Origin of the sequence: Flavobacterium sp. C4GT6 (genome assembly GCF_036347315.1) — a bacterium.
Classification (GTDB): Bacteria; Bacteroidota; Bacteroidia; order Flavobacteriales; family Flavobacteriaceae; genus Flavobacterium.
Genome location: NZ_JAZGZU010000013.1, coordinates 44,406 through 64,073 on the forward strand (window position 1 = coordinate 44,406; position 19,668 = coordinate 64,073).

General features: G+C 38.4%; 14 protein-coding genes. 12 read left to right on the forward strand and 2 right to left on the reverse strand.

Annotated elements, in window-relative coordinates; all coding sequences use genetic code 11:
- The first annotated feature begins 1 nt into the window (after position 1).
- The 5 genes from V3Z67_RS14035 to V3Z67_RS14055 all read left to right on the forward strand — a co-directional run bounded on the left by V3Z67_RS14035 (position 2) and on the right by V3Z67_RS14055 (position 4,935).
- A complete protein-coding gene (locus tag V3Z67_RS14035; protein WP_330443907.1) occupies positions 2–1,048 on the forward strand; it encodes a hypothetical protein in 1,047 nt (348 codons plus the stop codon).
- Positions 1,049–1,053: 5 nt separating this feature from the next.
- Positions 1,054–2,331, forward strand: a complete 1,278-nt coding sequence (locus tag V3Z67_RS14040; protein WP_330443908.1) for an ATP-binding protein — start codon at positions 1,054–1,056, stop codon at positions 2,329–2,331.
- A gap of 125 nt (positions 2,332–2,456) precedes the next feature.
- Positions 2,457–2,885, forward strand: coding sequence for a hypothetical protein (locus V3Z67_RS14045; protein ID WP_330443909.1), 429 nt, complete (start codon positions 2,457–2,459; stop codon positions 2,883–2,885).
- A gap of 623 nt (positions 2,886–3,508) precedes the next feature.
- Positions 3,509–4,297 (forward strand): sensor histidine kinase, encoded by a 789-nt coding sequence (locus V3Z67_RS14050; RefSeq protein ID WP_330443910.1) that lies wholly within the window; start codon positions 3,509–3,511, stop codon positions 4,295–4,297.
- A 2-nt stretch (positions 4,298–4,299) separates the two neighbouring features.
- Positions 4,300–4,935 carry a response regulator transcription factor gene (locus V3Z67_RS14055; protein ID WP_330443911.1) on the forward strand — a complete coding sequence of 212 codons (636 nt, stop codon included), beginning with the start codon at positions 4,300–4,302 and terminating at the stop codon, positions 4,933–4,935.
- A 64-nt stretch (positions 4,936–4,999) separates the two neighbouring features.
- Here the strand turns inward: V3Z67_RS14055 and V3Z67_RS14060 are convergent, their stop codons facing one another.
- Positions 5,000–6,043: an aldose epimerase family protein gene (locus tag V3Z67_RS14060; RefSeq protein WP_330443912.1), complete on the reverse strand. Its 1,044-nt coding sequence runs from the start codon at positions 6,041–6,043 to the stop codon at positions 5,000–5,002.
- 48 nt (positions 6,044–6,091) lie between these two features.
- Positions 6,092–6,757, reverse strand: coding sequence for an NUDIX hydrolase (locus V3Z67_RS14065; RefSeq protein ID WP_330443954.1), 666 nt, complete (start codon positions 6,755–6,757; stop codon positions 6,092–6,094).
- Between the two features lie 249 nt (positions 6,758–7,006).
- Here V3Z67_RS14065 and xylE point away from each other — a divergent pair, with 249 nt between their 5' ends.
- The 7 genes from xylE to V3Z67_RS14100 are packed head-to-tail and all read left to right on the forward strand — an operon-like array spanning position 7,007 to position 19,664.
- Positions 7,007–8,626: a D-xylose transporter XylE gene (xylE, locus tag V3Z67_RS14070; RefSeq protein WP_330443913.1), complete on the forward strand. Its 1,620-nt coding sequence runs from the start codon at positions 7,007–7,009 to the stop codon at positions 8,624–8,626.
- 26 nt (positions 8,627–8,652) lie between these two features.
- Entirely contained in the window at positions 8,653–10,146 is a 1,494-nt protein-coding gene (locus V3Z67_RS14075; protein ID WP_330443914.1) for a xylulokinase, read from the forward strand.
- A gap of 2 nt (positions 10,147–10,148) precedes the next feature.
- A complete protein-coding gene (xylA, locus tag V3Z67_RS14080; RefSeq protein ID WP_330443915.1) occupies positions 10,149–11,471 on the forward strand; it encodes a xylose isomerase in 1,323 nt (440 codons plus the stop codon).
- Between the two features lie 45 nt (positions 11,472–11,516).
- Complete coding sequence (locus tag V3Z67_RS14085) at positions 11,517–14,627, forward strand: SusC/RagA family TonB-linked outer membrane protein (RefSeq protein WP_330443916.1); 3,111 nt, start codon at positions 11,517–11,519, stop codon at positions 14,625–14,627.
- Positions 14,628–14,641: 14 nt separating this feature from the next.
- Positions 14,642–16,231: a RagB/SusD family nutrient uptake outer membrane protein gene (locus V3Z67_RS14090; protein ID WP_330443917.1), complete on the forward strand. Its 1,590-nt coding sequence runs from the start codon at positions 14,642–14,644 to the stop codon at positions 16,229–16,231.
- Between the two features lie 23 nt (positions 16,232–16,254).
- A complete protein-coding gene (locus tag V3Z67_RS14095) occupies positions 16,255–17,112 on the forward strand; it encodes a hypothetical protein (protein WP_330443918.1) in 858 nt (285 codons plus the stop codon).
- Between the two features lie 59 nt (positions 17,113–17,171).
- The gene (locus tag V3Z67_RS14100) at positions 17,172–19,664 is read left to right on the forward strand and encodes a glycoside hydrolase family 2 TIM barrel-domain containing protein (protein ID WP_330443955.1); all 2,493 of its coding nucleotides are present in this window, start codon (positions 17,172–17,174) and stop codon (positions 19,662–19,664) included.
- The last annotated feature ends 4 nt before the right edge of the window (positions 19,665–19,668 follow it).

Sequence of the window (19,668 nt, forward strand, 5' to 3'; positions counted from 1 at the left end):
TATGAACTATAACTTTTTTAAATATAACAATCACAGGGTAACTAGCATACCTAACGGTGACATTGAACTTATCCTAAAACCAATGGAAACACGTTTAAGTGCATTACCCCTTGTGGCTGAAGGAAAAATTCTTTTGGCTTACGGCAACAAAAAAGTCGTATTAAAGGATAGTATTACTAATAACACATTATGGAGCATTACACTTCCATATGTTATGAGGGACTCTCTTATACATGGAGAACAAATTTTCCTTTCAAACAATACATCATTGTTTGTACTTGATTTTAAAACAGGTGCAATTACAGCAAAAGAAGATAATTGTAACCCTAACCTCATAAATGCTGTAGTATATGACAAGTATATTATTTGGCCTACATTTATTGATAATATTAATCAGGCTATAATTTTTGATACGGCAGAAAGGAAAATTTCAGGTAATTATACCTTACCGGGAATTGCTTCGTTTATGTTACTTGATGATGATAATATTATATATAATACATACCCCGATAAGATATATAGCCAAAAAGCTATAACCGGAGAAAAAAACTGGGATCAGGTTATTACACAAAAAAATCCTGCTGAAGAATTTGTAAACGATTATCCGTTTATAATAAATAATAGCGTTTACCTAACGTTATTCCCACATACAGTTAAAAGCTATGATCTCATAACAGGAGCATTAAATTGGGAATTTAGCTCGGGTACAGGCATTAATTCGTTCTTGGCTAACTTTTGTAATAATAATGAAATTGCTTTGTTTTCAGGAAACACCATTTTTCATTTAGACAGTAAAAACGGAAACTTAATTAAAAAAACAGAACTCGGCGGTGCTTTAGGTATTAGTTCGGGAGCTTATCAATTAAGTTTTATTGATAGTGAAAATGCTGTGTTTTACTCTTACACGTTACAAAATATTATTGTTATTGATATTATTACGCTAAAAGAATCAAAAAAATTCAGCTTGAAAAAAGGTGTAAAACATCCGCCTTTTATTGCTAATAATAAACTTTTTGTATTAGATAAAGACGGTAACTTATATTATTAACAGCTATGTTTTTCAATTCACTCAAATCGTACTTAAAATATATACTGCAGTCCACCACATCGGAAAACGGACAGCATAACTTTCAGAATACTTTCTCTGAAGTACTTAATCACGATACCACTCATGAAGAAGCTTTTACATTACTTATGGCACTTGTACCCCATGTACTGCCTAACTTTTTTGATGAGACAATTAGGGAAGTATACCCCGAAGGTGGTGAGTTTCCGGAATTAGCCGGAGTAAAGGAAGGAAATCACAGAGGGATGATATGTACAGGAGAAACCATACTTTACCTTTTAGCAAAAAACGATGTAAATTACAGGTTACAAATCCAGCAGTTATTCTCTCCAAATCATTGGTTTTACAAAAAAAATATCCTTATGCTGGAGGATGTTAAACCCGGAGAACCGCAAATGAGCGGTAAACTCATACTCCCTAACGATGTAATCCATTTGCTTTGCTATGGTGAAGCCATTAAACCCAAGTTTGGAGCCAACTTCCCTGCAAAAGAAGTAAATACCGAAATGGAATGGGAAGACCTTGTGGTTAATGAAAATATTGATTCTCAAATAAACCAAATAAAGCTTTGGCTGAAATATCATGATACGCTCCTGCATGAATGGGGAATGAAAAAACACATACTGCCTGGTTACCGTACTTTACTTTATGGTTCTTCGGGAACCGGTAAAACCCTTACGGCAACATTATTGGGTAAAGAGTTTAATCGTGAGATATATCGTGTTGACCTATCTCAGGTGGTATCAAAATACATTGGTGAGACCGAACAAAACCTTGAAAAAATATTTACCCAAGCCGAGCATAAAGACTGGATATTACTTTTTGATGAGGCAGATGCTCTTTTCGGGAAACGTACAAGTACAAAATCGTCTAACGACAGGTATGCCAATCAGGAAGTTAGTTACCTATTACAAAGAGTAGAGAGTTTTAGCGGACTGGTAATACTTACCTCAAATTTTAAGAATAATATAGATGATGCTTTCCTGAGGCGATTCAATTCAATTATAAGATTTTCCAAACCAACTTTTGAAGAACGCATAAAACTTTGGACCAACACCCTCCCGGAAAATATTGAAGTTGAAAAAGGGCTTATCCCAAAACTGGCACAACAATATGAACTAACCGGAGCCCAAATTGTTTCGGCTATCATGCAAGCTTCCCTACTTGCGTTAGGTGAAGGCAGTAAAACATTATCAAAAGAAAATTTACTGCTGGGCATTAAAGAAGAATTCAATAAAGAAGAAAGGCAGTTTACAGCAATTTAAAATGTTTTTTTCCTTATTTTTAAGTCAGTTATAAAATACTCCCCTTACAAAAAGGGGTTATTTCCCCTTGTAAGATAAGGATTAATAGACATAGATTTGTCGGGAATCAAAAAACCAAATTAATCATGGAAACAGAAAACTCTAAATCACTTACACAGCCAACACAGCTTATAAGCTATTCTAAAGCAAAAGAACTAAGTGCAAACTTTGTTGCTCAAAAATCAGGTAAACACGTTACATCAGCAGGTCAGGAAGATACAAATGCCGTTTGGTTTTCTCTTGAAGAACTTGAAAAATTTGTAGAATATATTAAAACTGAAGGTAATAATCAGGGCTTTACTGTAGATGGAGTAAGAATTTACCTTGGTGTATACTCAAACAATGAAACAGTAGGAAGAGCCGGCTATACAACAATGTTTATGACAGCTACAGGTCGTCAGGCAAATTCTGCTACTCCTTTATCAGGAGGGGCTACATCACAGGATCTTACTACTGTTAATCCGCTTAATTATGGTTCAATGGGTAATCCTCCTAAAATGCAATATGGGATTTAATTTATGTTAGAAGATTTAAGATTTGGTATAGTATACTTGTCTTTGTTATCGGGTATTTGTGGACTGGTTTTTTTACACAAACTACCCGGTAATAAAGCTAAATCCATTTTATTGTTAATATGGTTATCCACAGCTACAGAGCTTGTAGGGAAATACTTTACTATATGGACAGGTTTATTAAACTACTATGTCTTTAATCTTTACATATTAATGTCATTTTCCATATATATATTATTATTAAAGTCTCTTATAAAGACCAGGACACATAAAAATCTGGCTTCACTATTACTCGTTATATTTTTAGTATTTTATTTTATTAATTACTTTTTTATTCAAAACGAATTTGGTCAGATTTTAACTAACAGTTATACAGTAGGAGTATTAAGTATAATTATACTTAGCTTTCTCTATATGTTTGAGCTATTTAGCTCTAATTTGGTACTTAGTTACAGCAAGTCAGTTTTTTTCTGGTTTGTGTTGGGTATACTCATTTTTCATGTTCCCTTTTTACCGTTTATGTTGTCGCTAAAGTGGTTTTTGATAGATTATAATCCATCTATCTACGGACTAATAATATTTTTCTTAAATTTACTAATGAATTTTTGCTTTTTAGTAGGGTTCATATGGAGCGAGAAGAAATACAACTACTAATCATATCATTTAGCATTGTACTTTTTACACTGTTATTGACGCTGTTTATACTTTTTTACTTTTTTCAGAAAAAGAAGTCTAAGTTCTTAATAGAAAAGATGACTGCCGAACTGGTTTTTCAGTCGGAACTGACCAAGTCTAAAATTGAGATAAAAGAACAAACGTTAACAACTGTAAGTAAAGAGCTGCATGATAATATATGCCAAATTCTGTCGGTAGCATTAATGCAGGTAAACATAATATTGTCTGACGAGTCCAAGTACACCAAAGCTAACATGCTTAACCTTAAAGACCTTATAAATAAATCGTTAGGTGAAATAAGGATGTTATCAAAGCTAATGAACGGTGATATTGTACTGGAGTCTAGTTTTATTGAGGCGCTTAACGAAGATCTTGAAAGAATAAAGCAGCTCAAAACAATTAAATGTAGCCTGAACATAACCGGAAAGGTTCATGATATAGACAAGGAACACGAGACTATTATATACAGAATTTTACAGGAATCCATTTCAAACATATTAAGGCACTCACACAGTGAGACCATCGATATAAATATTGCTTTTACTGATACGAATTGTAACATTATTATTACAGATACAGGCAAAGGATTTAGCCTGCAAAACATATCTAAAGGCAACGGATTTACAAATATGGAAACAAGAGCTCAGCTTATAGGAGCTACTTTTAAAATTGATTCTGAATTGGAAAAAGGTTCACAGGTAACCATAAGTTATCCAATCGCCATAGAAGAATATGCTTAAAGATGAGTAAAATAAAAATTATAATAGTAGACGACCATTTATTGTTTTCACAATCTCTTTCCTATCTTGTAGGATCGTTTGAAAACTTTGAGGTTGCCGGGATTTACAACAACGGTAAAGAATTTATTACTGCTGTAAAAGGAGGTATTAAACTTCCGGATATTGTTTTGCTCGATGTGAATATGCCTATAATGGACGGCATTGAAACCATGAAGTGGATAAAGCAAAACCATCCTGATCAAAAAGTAATAGCGCTTTCGGTTAACAATGACGAGGATACTGTAATGAGAATGATTACCAACGGAGCAAAAGGTTACCTTTTAAAGGATACCGATCCAAAGAATTTTAAGGAAGCACTGGAGGAAGTATACAGCCGTGGCTTTTACTACTCTGAAATGGTATCGGGCTACCTTATCAATAAGCTCAATATTGACAATAAGATTGTACTGAAGGAAAGGGAAATAGAATTTATAAAACTAGCCTGTACCGAAAAGACATACAAAGAGATTGCCGATGGCATGTGCCTTAGTCCAAAAACCATTGACGGCTACCGCGAAAACCTCTTTCAGAAACTTGAAATCAAAACACGAATAGGCCTTGTGCTTTATGCTATAAAGCATAAAATAGTTTGCATATAGAGTTTATCCCTACATTAAACTTTATGTTTAGAAAAGCAGCCCAAGGGCTGCTTTTCGCTTATTATTACTTATTATTTTCGAACTTAAATATAGTTTTTTGGTAGTACTTCTCCCCTTTCTTTAAAACTGATGAAGGGAAATTATCCCTGTTTGGCGCATCAGGGAAGTTTTGGGTTTCAAAGCATATACCGCTTAATGAGTGGTAAGCAGCACCTTCTTTGCCTTTTAGTTCACTACCACAATTACCGCCCACATAGATATGTACCGAAGGTTGATTGGTTTGTACCGTCATTTTCAAACCTGATTTCTCACTGGTTAATACAGCCGCAACCTCATTATTATCCTTAATTACAAATGAGGTATCAATTACCTCCGGGCAAGGATTTGGTGTTAGGAAATGGTATCCTTTATCGGCAGCAGCAATAAAATTGCCTGTTGGTATATTCAGGTCATCTGTCTCTACAATTGTATCAGTAAAAACCTGTAGCTGCTGATCTTTTACATTACCTGTATGTCCGTCTAGGTTAAAATAACTGTGTTGGGTAAGGTTAACTACGGTATCCTTATTACTAACAGCAGTATACTCTGTATTAACTTCGTTATCTTCTGTTAACGTATAGGTAACTTCAACAGTCATTTCTCCCGGATAATTTTCTTCTCCGTCTGGGCTTATATATTGTAACTTTATAAAAGGATTAGCTTCAATTCCGGCTTCGGTCATTTTCCATACCGCTCGTCCAAAACCAGCTGTCCCCCCATGCAGGTGGTGTTCTCCTAAATTAGTATTAAGCTGATAGTCTGTTCCGTTAAGGGTAAACTTACCATTTTTTATACGTCCGGCATAACGCCCCATTACAGCTCCAAAATAAGGTACCGATGGCAGGCTGTATGATTCCATATAACCCTGTACATCATCAAAACCCAATACAACATCTACAGGCTGTTTATTATTCCCTAAAACTTTTAGTGATGTAATGGTAGCCCCATAATTAGTTATGGTAAGCTGTGTTCCTTTTGAGTTTGTAAGTATATAACTTTTAATTTCTGTACCGTTAGGCAGGGTGCCAAACGACTTTTCAATAAAATTGAGTGAGGTTGTATTATTCATTAAATGCGGTGAGGTTAAAATAAAAAAACAGGCCCTTGAGCCCGATTATTAAAATTCAAAATTGAAGCCTTTTTTAGTTAGTTTCTCATATATTTTCTGGTCAAACTCATAAAGCTTTGCGGCACGATGGGAAACATCTTTCTGTTTTTCATCAAGCTCAACCAAAAGCTTCATTCTTAATATTTTGCGTCTAAAGTTCGACTTATCCATTTCAATTCCAAGTATCTCCTCATACAGCTTCATAAGCTCAAAAAGCGTAAACTTTTCAGGCAGCAGATTAAACCCTACAGGAGCCTGCCTTACCCTGTTGCGAAGGTGCTCAAGGCTATAGTCTAAAATATCGTTATGATCGTAAATAAGTTTTGGAATATCGGCTATTTTATACCATTTAGCGTCAGATGCTGTAAAACCGGCTCTAACATCATAATCTTCTTTTTTAATAAGGGCAAAGTAACCTATGGTAATTACACGTCCAAGCGGAAAACGATTTGGCTCTCCAAAAGCTTTAAGCTGTTCCAGGTAAATACTGTCAAGGCCGGTAAGGTCGGCCAAAAGCCTATGGGCTGCATTATCAATACTTTCTCTCTCTCGTATCCATCCGCCGGGTAAACCCCACTCACCTTTTCTAATACCTTCACCGTGCTGTACAAGTAACACTTCAAGCGATCCTTTATCGAAACCAAATATAACGCAGTCAATCGTAATGGAATTCATTACCGAACGCTCTATTACTTTTCCTGACTCTTTATCGATAATTTTTTTCACCTTCATTTCTTTTAAAACGTCAACGAATATAGGGATTTTTTTGAAAATGCTAATATCTGTACTTTATTTTCAATTCTGTTACATATAGGGGTATAAATTATTAAATGCAAATTTTTTTAGACATTATTTTGTTAATATTAAAAATAAGTTTTATACTTGTGGTCAAATAAACCATAAGTGAAAACGTTTTAGTGCTTTATGAATTTAACATCACAAATAAGTAAAAGTAGTATTTATCTTATAACAGCTGTTGCTAGTTTGGGCGGGTTGCTGTTTGGTTATGATACTGCAGTAATCTCTGGAGCAGTAGGTGCTCTTGATGATTTTTTTATTAATAAAATTTCAAACGATGTAATCGCTGCTTCAGCAGCAATTACCGAGTTTAAAATCATAATTACATTATGCACCGTAGCAGTTATTGGTTTAACTGCTTCTTTTATTTTAAGGTTTTACAAACGCAGTACTGCATTTGCCATTATTACAGGATTAGTGGTTATTGGTGGGGCATTTTATTATTATCAGTTTTTAACACTTCCTCCGGTACTTACAGAAAACCTTCAAAATTCAATTTTAGGATTTATGGTGAGTAGTGCGCTTGTAGGATGTATTATTGGTGCCGCTGCAGGCGACAGAATCGCAAACTCTATAGGTAGAAGAAACGGGTTGCTGTTATCGGCCGCCCTATTTATTGTATCTGCTACAGGCTCGGCTTTCCCAGAGGAAATGAACATATTCTTTGGCAGCAGCAGTCTTACTTCGTTTATTATATATAGGATAATAGGTGGTATAGGTGTTGGACTTGCCAGTATGCTTGCTCCGCTTTACATAGCCGAAATGGCTCCTGCTGATATTCGTGGTAAACTGGTGTCATGTAATCAGTTTGCTATTGTAAGCGGTATGCTTATAGTATACTTTGTTAACTACTTTATTGTAAAAGGACAATCTACCGAATGGATTAATACTGACGGTTGGCGTTATATGTTCCTGTCTGAGAACATACCTGCTACCCTATTCTTCCTTTTCCTGTTGTTTGTACCAAAAACACCTCGTTTTCAGGTAATGAAAGGGAAAGAGGATGAAGCTTCTGCCGTACTAACAAAACTTAACGGGCCGGAAAAAGCAGGAAGTATATTAACAGAAATTAAAGGCTCTTTTAATGTAAAAAAAGCACATTGGCTAACTTATGGCTGGGCAATAGTAATAATAGGTATTCTGTTATCGGTATTCCAGCAGTTTGTAGGTATTAATGTAGTGCTTTACTATGCTCCCGAGATTTTTAAAGGGATGGGGCTGGGTAATGATGCTTCTATGATACAAACTATAATTGTGGGTGCCATTAATATGCTGTTTACCGTACTTGCCATATTTACAGTAGATAATTACGGACGAAAAAAACTAATGCTTATAGGTAGTATTGTAATGGCAGTTAGTATGGTGGGGCTTGGTTCTGCGCTTTACTCACAAAGCAGCTCAATGGTATCACTATTACTAATGCTACTTTATATTGCTGCATTTGCCATGTCGTGGGGGCCTATAACATGGGTACTACTGTCTGAAATATTCCCAAACAAAATAAAAGGTGTTATGGCAGTGGCAGTTGCCGCTCAATGGCTGGCAAACCTTGTTGTATCATGGACATTCCCTATGATGAACAATAACGAATCCCTTACACAAATGTTTAACCACGGCTTCTCTTACTGGATATACGGTATTATGGCACTGCTTTCGGCAATTTTTATCTGGAAGTTTGTACCTGAAACTAAAGGAAAAACGCTGGAAGAAATGGAGCAGTTGTGGCTAAAGGATAAAACAGAATAATAATTATCATCTATTAATAATAACAAATGTATTTTCTAGGCATAGATTTAGGAAGCTCGTCAATTAAACTTTCGGTACTGGATGCCGAAAGGGGGACTACTGTATCATCTGTAACCGTACCGGAATTTGAAATGGAAATCACCGCCCCACAGTTTGGGTGGGCAGAACAGGATCCGGAGAACTGGTGGCAGTATGTAAAAAACGGAATTGCTTTACTTAAAACAAAACACAATACCGATATCAGCAAAATTGCAGGTATTGGTATAGCATATCAAATGCACGGACTGGTACTTACCGATGAAAAACTGAATCCGGTAAGACCTTCCATTATATGGTGCGACAGCCGTGCGGCACAAATTGGTGACACTATATATAATAATATAGGAGCACAAAAATGCCAGTCACAAATACTGGGTAGCCCTGGCAACTTTACCGCATCAAAGCTTAAATGGGTTAAAGATAACCAACCTGAACTGTTTGACAAGGCAACATACATGATGCTTCCGGGCGATTATATTGCTGCAAAACTATCGGGTGTGGCACAAACCAGTACATCCGGACTATCGGAAGCAGCACTTTGGAACTTCCCTGAAGGCAGACTTGCTACCGAAGTGTTAGACGCAATGGGATTACCGGAAAGATTAATCCCCGAGATTGTACCAAACTTTGGCAATCAGGCACAAATACACCCTGATGTTGCTGCTGAATTAGGACTTAACCCACAGGTAAAAATCACCTACCGTGCAGGAGATCAGCCTAATAATGCCCTATCACTTAACGTATTCAAACCGGGAGAAATAGCCACTACCGCAGGTACATCTGCTGTGGTTTATGCCGTTTCTCAAAATGATATTTATGATGCCAATAACCGCATCAACACCTTTTTACATGTTAACAATGCGCCAAAGGACAAGCATAATGGCGTAATGCTTTGCATAAACGGATCGGGTATTTTATACCAATGGCTACGTAAAATAATGAGTACCGACAGGAACGGACTTATTTCATATGAAGCATTGAATGCCGAAGCTGCAAAAGCACAGCCAGGTAGTAAAGGACTTCGCTTCTACCCTTTTGGTAATGGTGTAGAAAGAATATTTAATAATAAACAAGCAACTTCGGGTATACAAAACCTGAACTTCAATATACATCAGTCGGCACAACTGGTACGCTCTGCCTGCGAAGGGATAGTGTTTGCCATGAACTACGGTTTTGATGTAATGAAATCTATAGATGCCGGTGGCGATTTGGTTCGCGCCGGGAAAGCCAACCTGTTTTTGAGTCCGGTTTTCAGAGAAATTTTTGCCAATACTACCCAAACCACAGTAGAGCTGTACAACACATCGGGCGCCGAAGGTGCTGCCCGTGGTGCGGCATACGGCTACGGGTATTACGCTTCAATTGGCGAAGCTTTCGAAAAACTGGAATGCTTAGAACGCATCGAGCCTACTGCACACCTCACTTCGCAGTATGCTGATATATATAATGAGTGGAAGAATAACATTAATTTACAGGAATAAAAATGGACACAAAGACCCAATCTTTTTTTAGTACAATAAACAAAATACAATATGAAGGCAGAGAGAGCAGCAACCCGCTTGCTTTTAAATGGTATGATGAGAACCGTGTAGTTGCAGGTAAAACCCTTAAAGAACATTTACGTTTTGCAATGGCTTACTGGCATACACTATGCAATACCGGAGACGATCCGTTTGGTAGTTCTACCGAAACATTTGCATGGAACAAAAACGAAAATGCTATTGCAAGAGCAAAAGATAAAATGGATGCAGGTTTTGAGTTTATGTCAAAACTATCTATCCCTTATTACTGTTTCCACGACGTGGATATGGTTGACGAAGCTCCTACCCTTGCCGAGTTTGAACAACGCATCCAGACTATGGTAGAGTATGCTAAGCAAAAACAAGAGGAAACAGGTATCAAACTATTATGGGGTACTTCTAACCTGTTCACTAACCCTCGTTACATGAACGGTGCTTCTACTAACCCTAACTTTGATGTAGTAGCATATGCTGGCGGACAGGCAAAAATCGCTATTGATGCTACTATCGCCCTTGACGGAGAGAACTATGTATTTTGGGGTGGCCGTGAAGGTTACATGAGCCTTTTAAATACCGATATGAAAAGGGAGCAGGAACACCTTGCCATGTTCCTTAGTACTTGCAGGGATTATGCAAGAAAACAAGGCTTTAAAGGTACTTTTCTTATCGAGCCAAAACCAATGGAGCCTACAAAACACCAGTATGACTTTGATGCTGCTACATGTATTGGCTTTATCAACAAATTTGGATTACAGGATGACTTTAAACTGAATATAGAAGTAAACCACGCTACATTGGCGGGACATACTTTTGAACACGAACTTCAGGTTGCTGCCGATGCTGGCCTTTTAGGAAGTATAGATGCTAACAGAGGGGATTACCAAAACGGCTGGGATACAGACCAGTTCCCTATTGACATTTATGAGACTACACAGGCAATGATGGTATTACTGCAAAGCGGTGGCTTAACTACAGGTGGGGTAAACTTTGATGCTAAAGTGCGCCGTAACTCTATTGACCTTGAAGATAAATTTATTGCACACGTTGCCGGTATGGACACTTTTGCCCGCGGACTTATTTGTGCTGAACATGTACTTAAAAACACAGATTACTTAAAATTACGCAAAGAGCGTTACCAATCTTTTGATGGTGGCAACGGTGCTAAGTTTGAAAAAGGAGAGCTCACTTTAGAAAAACTTAGTGAAATTGCACGTCAGCAAGGTGAACCACAACCTATAAGCGGAAGACAGGAATTATTTGAACAGATAATTGCTAACGCTTACTAGGAAGCAGAAACAAACAACGAACACTAACTAAACATTCTAACTATTATGGAAAGTAAAAATTGTCTTTCGTCAAAAATGCGCACAATTTGCTTGTCATTGCTCCTTTCTGTATTACTGGCTCCTGCGGCTTTTGCCCAGCAGTCGGTTGTAGTAAAGGGGCAGGTTATCTCTTCTGATGACGGCCTTGGATTACCCGGGGTAAACGTTATGGAAAAAGGAACCAGCAATGTAATAAGCGCCGATATTGACGGTAACTATCAAATTAGCGTTAGTCCGGACGCAACACTGGTATTCAGCTACATTGGCTTTTCTTCACAGGAAATACCTGTGGCTGGTCAGTCTACTATTAACATTACCATGCAGTCTGAAGCTTCAGAACTGGATGAGGTAATCCTTGTAGGTTACGGTACCCAAAAGAGAAAAGTAGCTTCGGCTGCTACCTCTGTGGTTAGCGGTAAAGACCTGCAGCAAACTAACAGTATCGATGCGGTTGGAGCTTTACAGGGACAAAGCTCGGGTGTATCCATTACCTCTACATCGGGTCAGCCGGGAGCAGGTATGTTGGTTAACATCCGTGGTACCGGGACTGCCGGAAACAGCACTCCGCTTTATGTGGTAGACGGTGTTGTGGTAGACAACGGTATCGGTTACCTTGACCCATCTGTTATCGAAAGGGTTGATATCCTTAAAGATGCTTCTGCTGCCTCTATTTATGGTGCAAGGGCTGCAAACGGTGTTGTTTTAGTAACAACAAAAAAAGGATCTCAGGGTAAAATGAACGTATCGATTAACAGCTACACCGGTTTCCAAAATGCATATAAAAAACTGGATTTACTAAATGCCCGCGAGTATGCTACAATTATGAACGAAGCCCGTGTAAACTCAGGTTTTGCTCCGCTTTACTCTCAGGATCAGATAAACAATATGGTTGATCACAACTGGCAGGATGACCTGTTTACTGATGATGCCGTTAAACAAAACCACTCCCTGTTTATTAACGGCGGTGATAAAAAGGCTACTTATGCCACAGGCCTTTCTTACTACGGTCAGGATGGTTTAATAGGTGGTGAGAACAACCAGTCACACTACGACCGTATCACTTTTACAATGAACTCAACTTATAACCTTATTGACGATCATTTAAAAGTAGGTGAAAACTTCTCTTATGCCAGGACAAAAAGCAGAGGAGTACAGGATGACGGAATATATAACAATTCAATTAGAGGGTTTATGAATACCCCGCCAAACTTCCCTACTTTTGATGAGAACGGCGAGTATGCTTCTTCAAACTTAAGTTCAGATATTACAAACCCTGCCGGATTAATGTACTACAACAACTTTAACGAAAACAAGTTAAACCGTTATGTAGGTAACATTTTTGCCGAAGCGAGCTATGCAGGATTTACATACAGAACAAGCTTTGGTATAGATATTAGTGATTCAAACTATCGTTCATTCACTCCGGAATACAACCTTTCATCTATATCGTATAACAACATTTCATCTGTTACTCAAAGTGCTAACCATAACTTCTCATGGATTTGGGAAAACACTTTAAATTACAAAACCACTTTAGCCGATAAACATAACATTGATGTATTAGTGGGTATGTCGGCAAGGGAAAGAGTATCAGAATATCAAAGTGCTACAGGTCAAAACCTTATTTTTGATGATTTTGAGCACGCTTACCTAAGTAATGCTACTAACCAGCAGCAAAACATCGTATCGGGCGGACGTACAGATTATAACATCCTTTCTTATTTTGGCAGGTTATTATATGATTACGATAACAAATACCTGTTTACTGCTACAATCAGACGTGACGGTTCTTCAGAATTTGGACCAAACAACAAATTTGCTGTTTTCCCGTCGTTCTCTGCAGGTTGGAACATTGATCAGGAAGAGTTTTTCCCTACAGATGCTTTTGTAAACTCCCTTAAATTACGTGGTAGCTGGGGTCAAAACGGTAACGATCAGTTTGACAAAGGTTTTGCTTATATGTCAACCATCAGCTCTTACGACAAAAATTACCATTTTGGTACAGGAAGCGACGAATTACCTTTAGTGGTAGGTTCCAGCCCTGATAACCTAAGTAACCCTGATTTGAAATGGGAAACTTCAGAACAGTTAGACCTTGGTTTTGATGCAAGGTTATTTAATGACTTTACTTTATCTTTCGACTATTACGACAAAACTACTAAAGACTGGCTTGTACTAAAGCCAACACCACTTATTGCAGGTGCAGGAGCTCCTTTTGTTAACGGTGGTGACATTAACAATAAAGGTTTTGAGATTGCTGCAGGCTATTCTACAAACATGGGTAGCGACTGGAGAATAACAGTTAACGCTAATTTCTCTCATAACAAAAACGAAGTTACACGTGTTGCTACACAAAACGGAATTATATATGGTGAATCTAACCTGTTATTCCAGGGTATTGACGAGATTAACCGTGTAGAGGAAGGTCAGCCTATTGGTTACTTCTATGGATTACAAACAGACGGTATTTTCCAAAACCAGGCAGAGATTGACGCTTATGCTCAAAACGGAAATCCTGTACAGCCAAACGCACAGCCTGGTGATGTGAAGTTTGTAGACCGCAACGGTGACGGTGTTATTAATGCTGACGATAAAACCAAAATTGGTGACCCTAACCCTGATTACTACTACGGTTTAAATGTACAGTTAAACTACAAAGCGTTTGATTTCTCTGTTTACACTTATGGTGCAGGCGGTAACCAAAACGTTTATGGTGTAAGAGATTACTCAAGACCATTCTTTAACTATACTACTGATATTTTTGAGAGATGGACTGGTGAAGGAACTTCAAACAGCACTCCTCGAGTGACTTATGGTACTACATCAAATGGTAATTACACCAAATTTTCAGACCTTTATGTAAAAGATGCAGGTTTCTTCAGGATTAAAACCGTAACTGTAGGCTGTGATTTAACTAAACTTACAGATGCGCTTAAATTTGCTACACAGTTCAGGATTTATGCTTCTGTAAACAACCTATTTACATTTACAAAGTATAAAGGACTTGACCCAGAGGTTGGTTTCGGTAACGTAAACCAGTCGTGGGCAAGAGGTATTGATGTAGGGTACTACCCGCAACCAAGAACTTATATGATAGGACTTAGTGCTAACTTCTAAAAATGGCTGAAAAAATGAAAAATTACATTAAAATATTCGCACTTACATCCTTATTTGCTTTAGGTTCATGTTCTGATGACTTTATCGAAAATGAACCCTATACAGATAAGGTAGAAGAAAACTTCTATAAAACACCACAGGATGCTTTTGAAGGTCTTGTTGCTGTGTATGACGTACTACAAAGAGAAGGTTACGGTGGCTGGTTACTTACAACCGAAATAGCTTCAGATGATTGTTATGGTGGTTTTGGTACTGCCGATAACAATGTATCTTTAGACTGGGACCGTTTTGAATTCTCTTCAGATAAAGAAATGAATAAGCCCGTATGGGAAACCTGCTATATAGGTATTTACAGAGCTAACATCCTTCTTGAAAACCTTGATAATGTAGAATGGGGAGCAGATGAAGATCTTAAATTAACATATGAGGCCGAAGCACGTTTCCTAAGAGCACACTTCCACTTTGAATTAGCAAGGGTATTTGGTGACATCGTTGCTTTAGATCATACTCTTAGCAGTGAAGAATTTGAAACTCCAAGATCATCGGCAGAAGTAACTTATGCGCTTATCGCCGAAGACTTTAAATTTGCTGCAGATAACCTGAGTGATGACAACTACTCTCAGCCTTCAAACAGCAACTATGGTCGTATAACAAAATGGGCTGCAGAGGCTTACCTTGCTAAAGCATTCCTTTTCTATACTGATTATTACAACGCTTCAGATCTTGCAGGTGTAGTATCTAAAACAGAAGCTACTGCTTACATCAATGATGTGGTTAACAATAGTGGTCACGACCTAGTGGGTGACTTTGCAAGCCTTTGGGTTGCTGCTTCATACTCTCAGGATATTCCTTATGCAGGCGAAGGAAATAACGAAATGGTATTTGCTATTCGCTACAACAGCTCTGGTTTAGGAGACTGGAACCTTCATGAAGGTAACCGTTTCCAGGTTAACATCGCTATAAGAGGTGGTAATTTAGGCCCTTATGCTCAGGGATGGGGTGGTGCAACTGTAACTCCGTCTTTATATAATGCTTATGAGACAGGTGATACAAGAAGAGATGCAACCATTATTGACTTTGCGGGTGAAGAACTTGACTTTGATGCCGAAGCAAGAGGACAAAGACAATTTACAGGATATGCATGGAAAAAATTCTGCCCCATTACAAACGAAGCCGGAGAGGCTCTTGTTGCTGCAAACGGCGGTGATTTCCAAATTGACAACTACGAAGATTATCCTGTAATACGTTTCTCTGATGTACTGCTTATGGCTGCCGAACTTAACCTTGACTCTAACGCAGGTTTTGCACAAACTTGTTTAGACAGAGTAAGGGAGCGCGCCTTTGGCGATGATACTCATAGTGTTACAGCCTCTATGGAAAACATTATGAATGAAAGACGCTTAGAACTTGCTCTTGAAGGTCATCGTTATTTTGACCTTATAAGACAAGGTGTTAATACTGCCAAAACAGCTATAGATGCTTCTGGCATGGGAGGTGAATTTGAAGTAAACTTCAGGACAGAAACAGAAGGATGGTTTGCTCTTCCTCAGTCTCAGGTATTACTTTCAAATGGTACTATACAACAAAATCCGGGTTGGAATTAATTATTAATTTAAAACGTATGATTATGAAAAAATACTTTAAAATAATCACGGTACTTGCTTTTGCAGGAGCTTTATTTTCCTGTGATCCACAAGAGGATCGCGATGATTTTCCTGCTTTGACACTAAGCTCAACAGACCTGAACATTAGTGTGACTCAGGATCCTGAAAACGCGAACCGCGTTATAATGACAAACAGCACACAAGGCATTATTCCTTACTGGAATTATGTTGATGCAGAAGGTAATGATCTTGGTCACTCTAACAAGCACCAAAATGCAGTTATGTTCCCGTTTGCGGGTACTTATACCGTATACTTTACAGCTTATACCGAAGGTGGTCCTGTAGCAGCAAATCCTATTGTAGTTACTATAGACTCTAATAATGAAGAATACTTTAGCGATCCTGAATGGGGTATGCTAACAAATGGTGTAGACGGTAAAACATGGGAGCTTGACTTCTTTGACCCTATCGGCTGGGCAGGTCTTGACTTCCCTTATAATCCTGATGGTAGTGACTACTGGAACTGGTTCCCTGATTATGCAGGTAACAGCTGGGTTATGGAACAAAAAGACTGGGGTGAAATGAGCTTTAACCTTGATGGTGGTTACAACTCAAGTGTTACCCAAACAGCTTTAAACTCAAATGACCAAACTACTAAAGACGGTGGTTTCTCTTTTGATGTTGATGGGCATAACCTTACGTTTACAGGTGGTGTAGAACTGCTTCATGGTGGTGATTACTACCCTGATGTAAGCAACTGGACAGCTACAAAAGTTGTTGAACTTTCAGATAACTCTTTAAGGCTTGCAGTTATTCGTGACCAAAGCCGTACTGGTGAAGGAGTGTGCTTAATTGTGTTCCACTTCAAACCAAAGGAATAATACTTAATAAATATCGATAAGTGGCAAAAACCACTTATCGATATTTTTCTATAAGCACCATGACAGTAAAACATTTAAAAGCCATACAGTTTTTTGCCTTAACAGGCTTATTATTACTTGCTTCCTGCGGGGGTAAAAACAATACTGACTTTAGTAATCGTGAAGTAAGCTTTAACGAAAACTGGCAGTTTTACCTTAGTAAAGACAGCAACGATACCATTATTGATAAAAGCAGGGCAAGAACACTTAACGTTCCACACGACTGGAGTATTGAGCTACCTTTTGATGAGAACAGTCCTGCCGGAATTGGCGGAGGTGCCTTAAACGGTGGTTTAGGATGGTATACAAAAACATTTAAAATAGCTGAGAAAGACAGCACAAAAATCACCTCTGTTGTTTTTGACGGAGTTTACATGAATAGTGATGTTTGGGTAAACGGACATCACCTGGGCAATCGTCCAAACGGGTATTTAGGATTTGAATACAACCTTACCCCTTACCTTAACTATGGTGAAAAGGAAAATGAAATATTAGTTAAGGTAAACAACTCAAAACAAGCTAATTCAAGATGGTATTCGGGTTCAGGCATATACAGGAATGTATGGCTAAAAACAACCGATAAGGCACACGTAACGCAATGGGGAACTTTTATAACTACCCCAACAGTTACAGAGACCGAAGCTGTTGTTAACCTAGAAACAACCATTAAAAACGAATATCCTGAAGCAAAAGAACTTGTAGTTACCACTACCCTTTTTAAAGAGAATTCAGAAATCGCATCTGTCTCAAAAAAAACTAATATAGCCGCAAACAAGCAACAAAACCTGGTACAGGAGGTTAAAGTAAAGAACCCTGTATTATGGGAGGTTGAAAAACCACAAATGTATACGGCTGTAACACAAATCTCTTTAAACGATGTAGTTGTAGACCAGTACAAAACACCTTTTGGTATAAGGACATTTACATTTGATTTGAAAAAAGGATTCCTGCTTAACGGTAAGCAGGTAAAAATAAAAGGTGTTTGCCTGCATCATGATTTGGGTCCGCTTGGATCGGCAATCAATACAAGGGCTATAGAGCGTCAGCTGGAAATAATGAAGGAAATGGGTGTTAACGGTATCCGTACCGCACACAACCCACCTGCACCTGAGCTTTTAGACCTTTGTGATAAAATGGGTTTTATAGTGATGGACGAAGCCTTCGATATGTGGGCACAGTCCAAAACACCATACGATTACAGTAACTACTGGGACGAGTGGCACAAAAAGGATCTTGAAGACCAGATTTTAAGAGACCGTAACCACCCTAGTGTGTTTATGTGGAGCATAGGTAACGAAATACCGGAACAATGGAGTGAAAAAGGAGCCGAAATAGGCCGTGAGCTTTCGGCAATCGTAAAGGCTATGGATAATACCCGCCCTGTTACGGCTGCCATGAATCCGCCAATAATAGTAAACAGTGATGAAGTAAGTATACAGTTCCAAAACACTGCCGATACCCCTAATGCTCTGGCAGCATCGGGAGCTCTGGACATTATTGGTTACAATTATGCACATCAAACCTATGAGAAGCATCCGGTAAACTTCCCTAAAGTTCCGTTCATTGCTACCGAAACCACTTCGGCACTGGCTACAAGAGGGTATTATGATACCAAGTCAGACACCGTAAAAATGTGGCCTAAGCGTTGGGACATTCCGTTTTACGACGGTAATCCTGGCAATACCGTATCGGCTTACGATCAGGTACAGGCACCTTGGGGTTCAACCCACGAGGCTACATGGAAAATCATTAAAAAACACGATTACCTTGCAGGGATGTACATCTGGACAGGTTTTGATTACATAGGTGAACCTACACCTTACCAATGGCCATCCATAAGTTCGTACTTCGGTATAGTAGACCTTGCAGGCTTCCCTAAAGATGTGTACTACATGTACCAAAGCGAGTGGACTGATAAAACGGTACTGCACGTTTTCCCACACTGGAACTGGAAAGAAGGACGCACAGTAGATGTTTGGGCTTACTATAATAATGCCGATGAAGTGGAACTGTACCTTAACGGAAAATCGCTTGGAAAACGCAGCAAACAAAATGACGACCTGCATGTAATGTGGCACGTTCCGTTTGAGGCAGGTACTTTAAAAGCAGTTTCCAGAAAAGACGGTAAAACCGTATTGGAGAAAGAAGTAAAAACCGCCGGAGAACCTGCACAGCTCCAACTTACAACTGACAGGGAAACCATAAAAGCTGACGGTAATGACCTATCATTCATTACTGTTGATATTACAGATGACAAAGGTGTATTTGCTGCTACAGCCAATAATGAAATTCATTTTAACGTAAAGGGCAATGGTACAATTGTAGGTGTTTGCAGCGGAGATCCTGTGAGCCATGAATCCTACAAAGGAAACAGTCATACTGCCCTTAACGGTAAATGCCTGGTTATAGTACAGGCAACAAAAGAAGCCGGAACCATTACCCTAACCGCATCGGGAGATGGATTAAAGGAAAATACTATCACTATAAATACAATAAGTGACCAAGAAGAATAAAAAC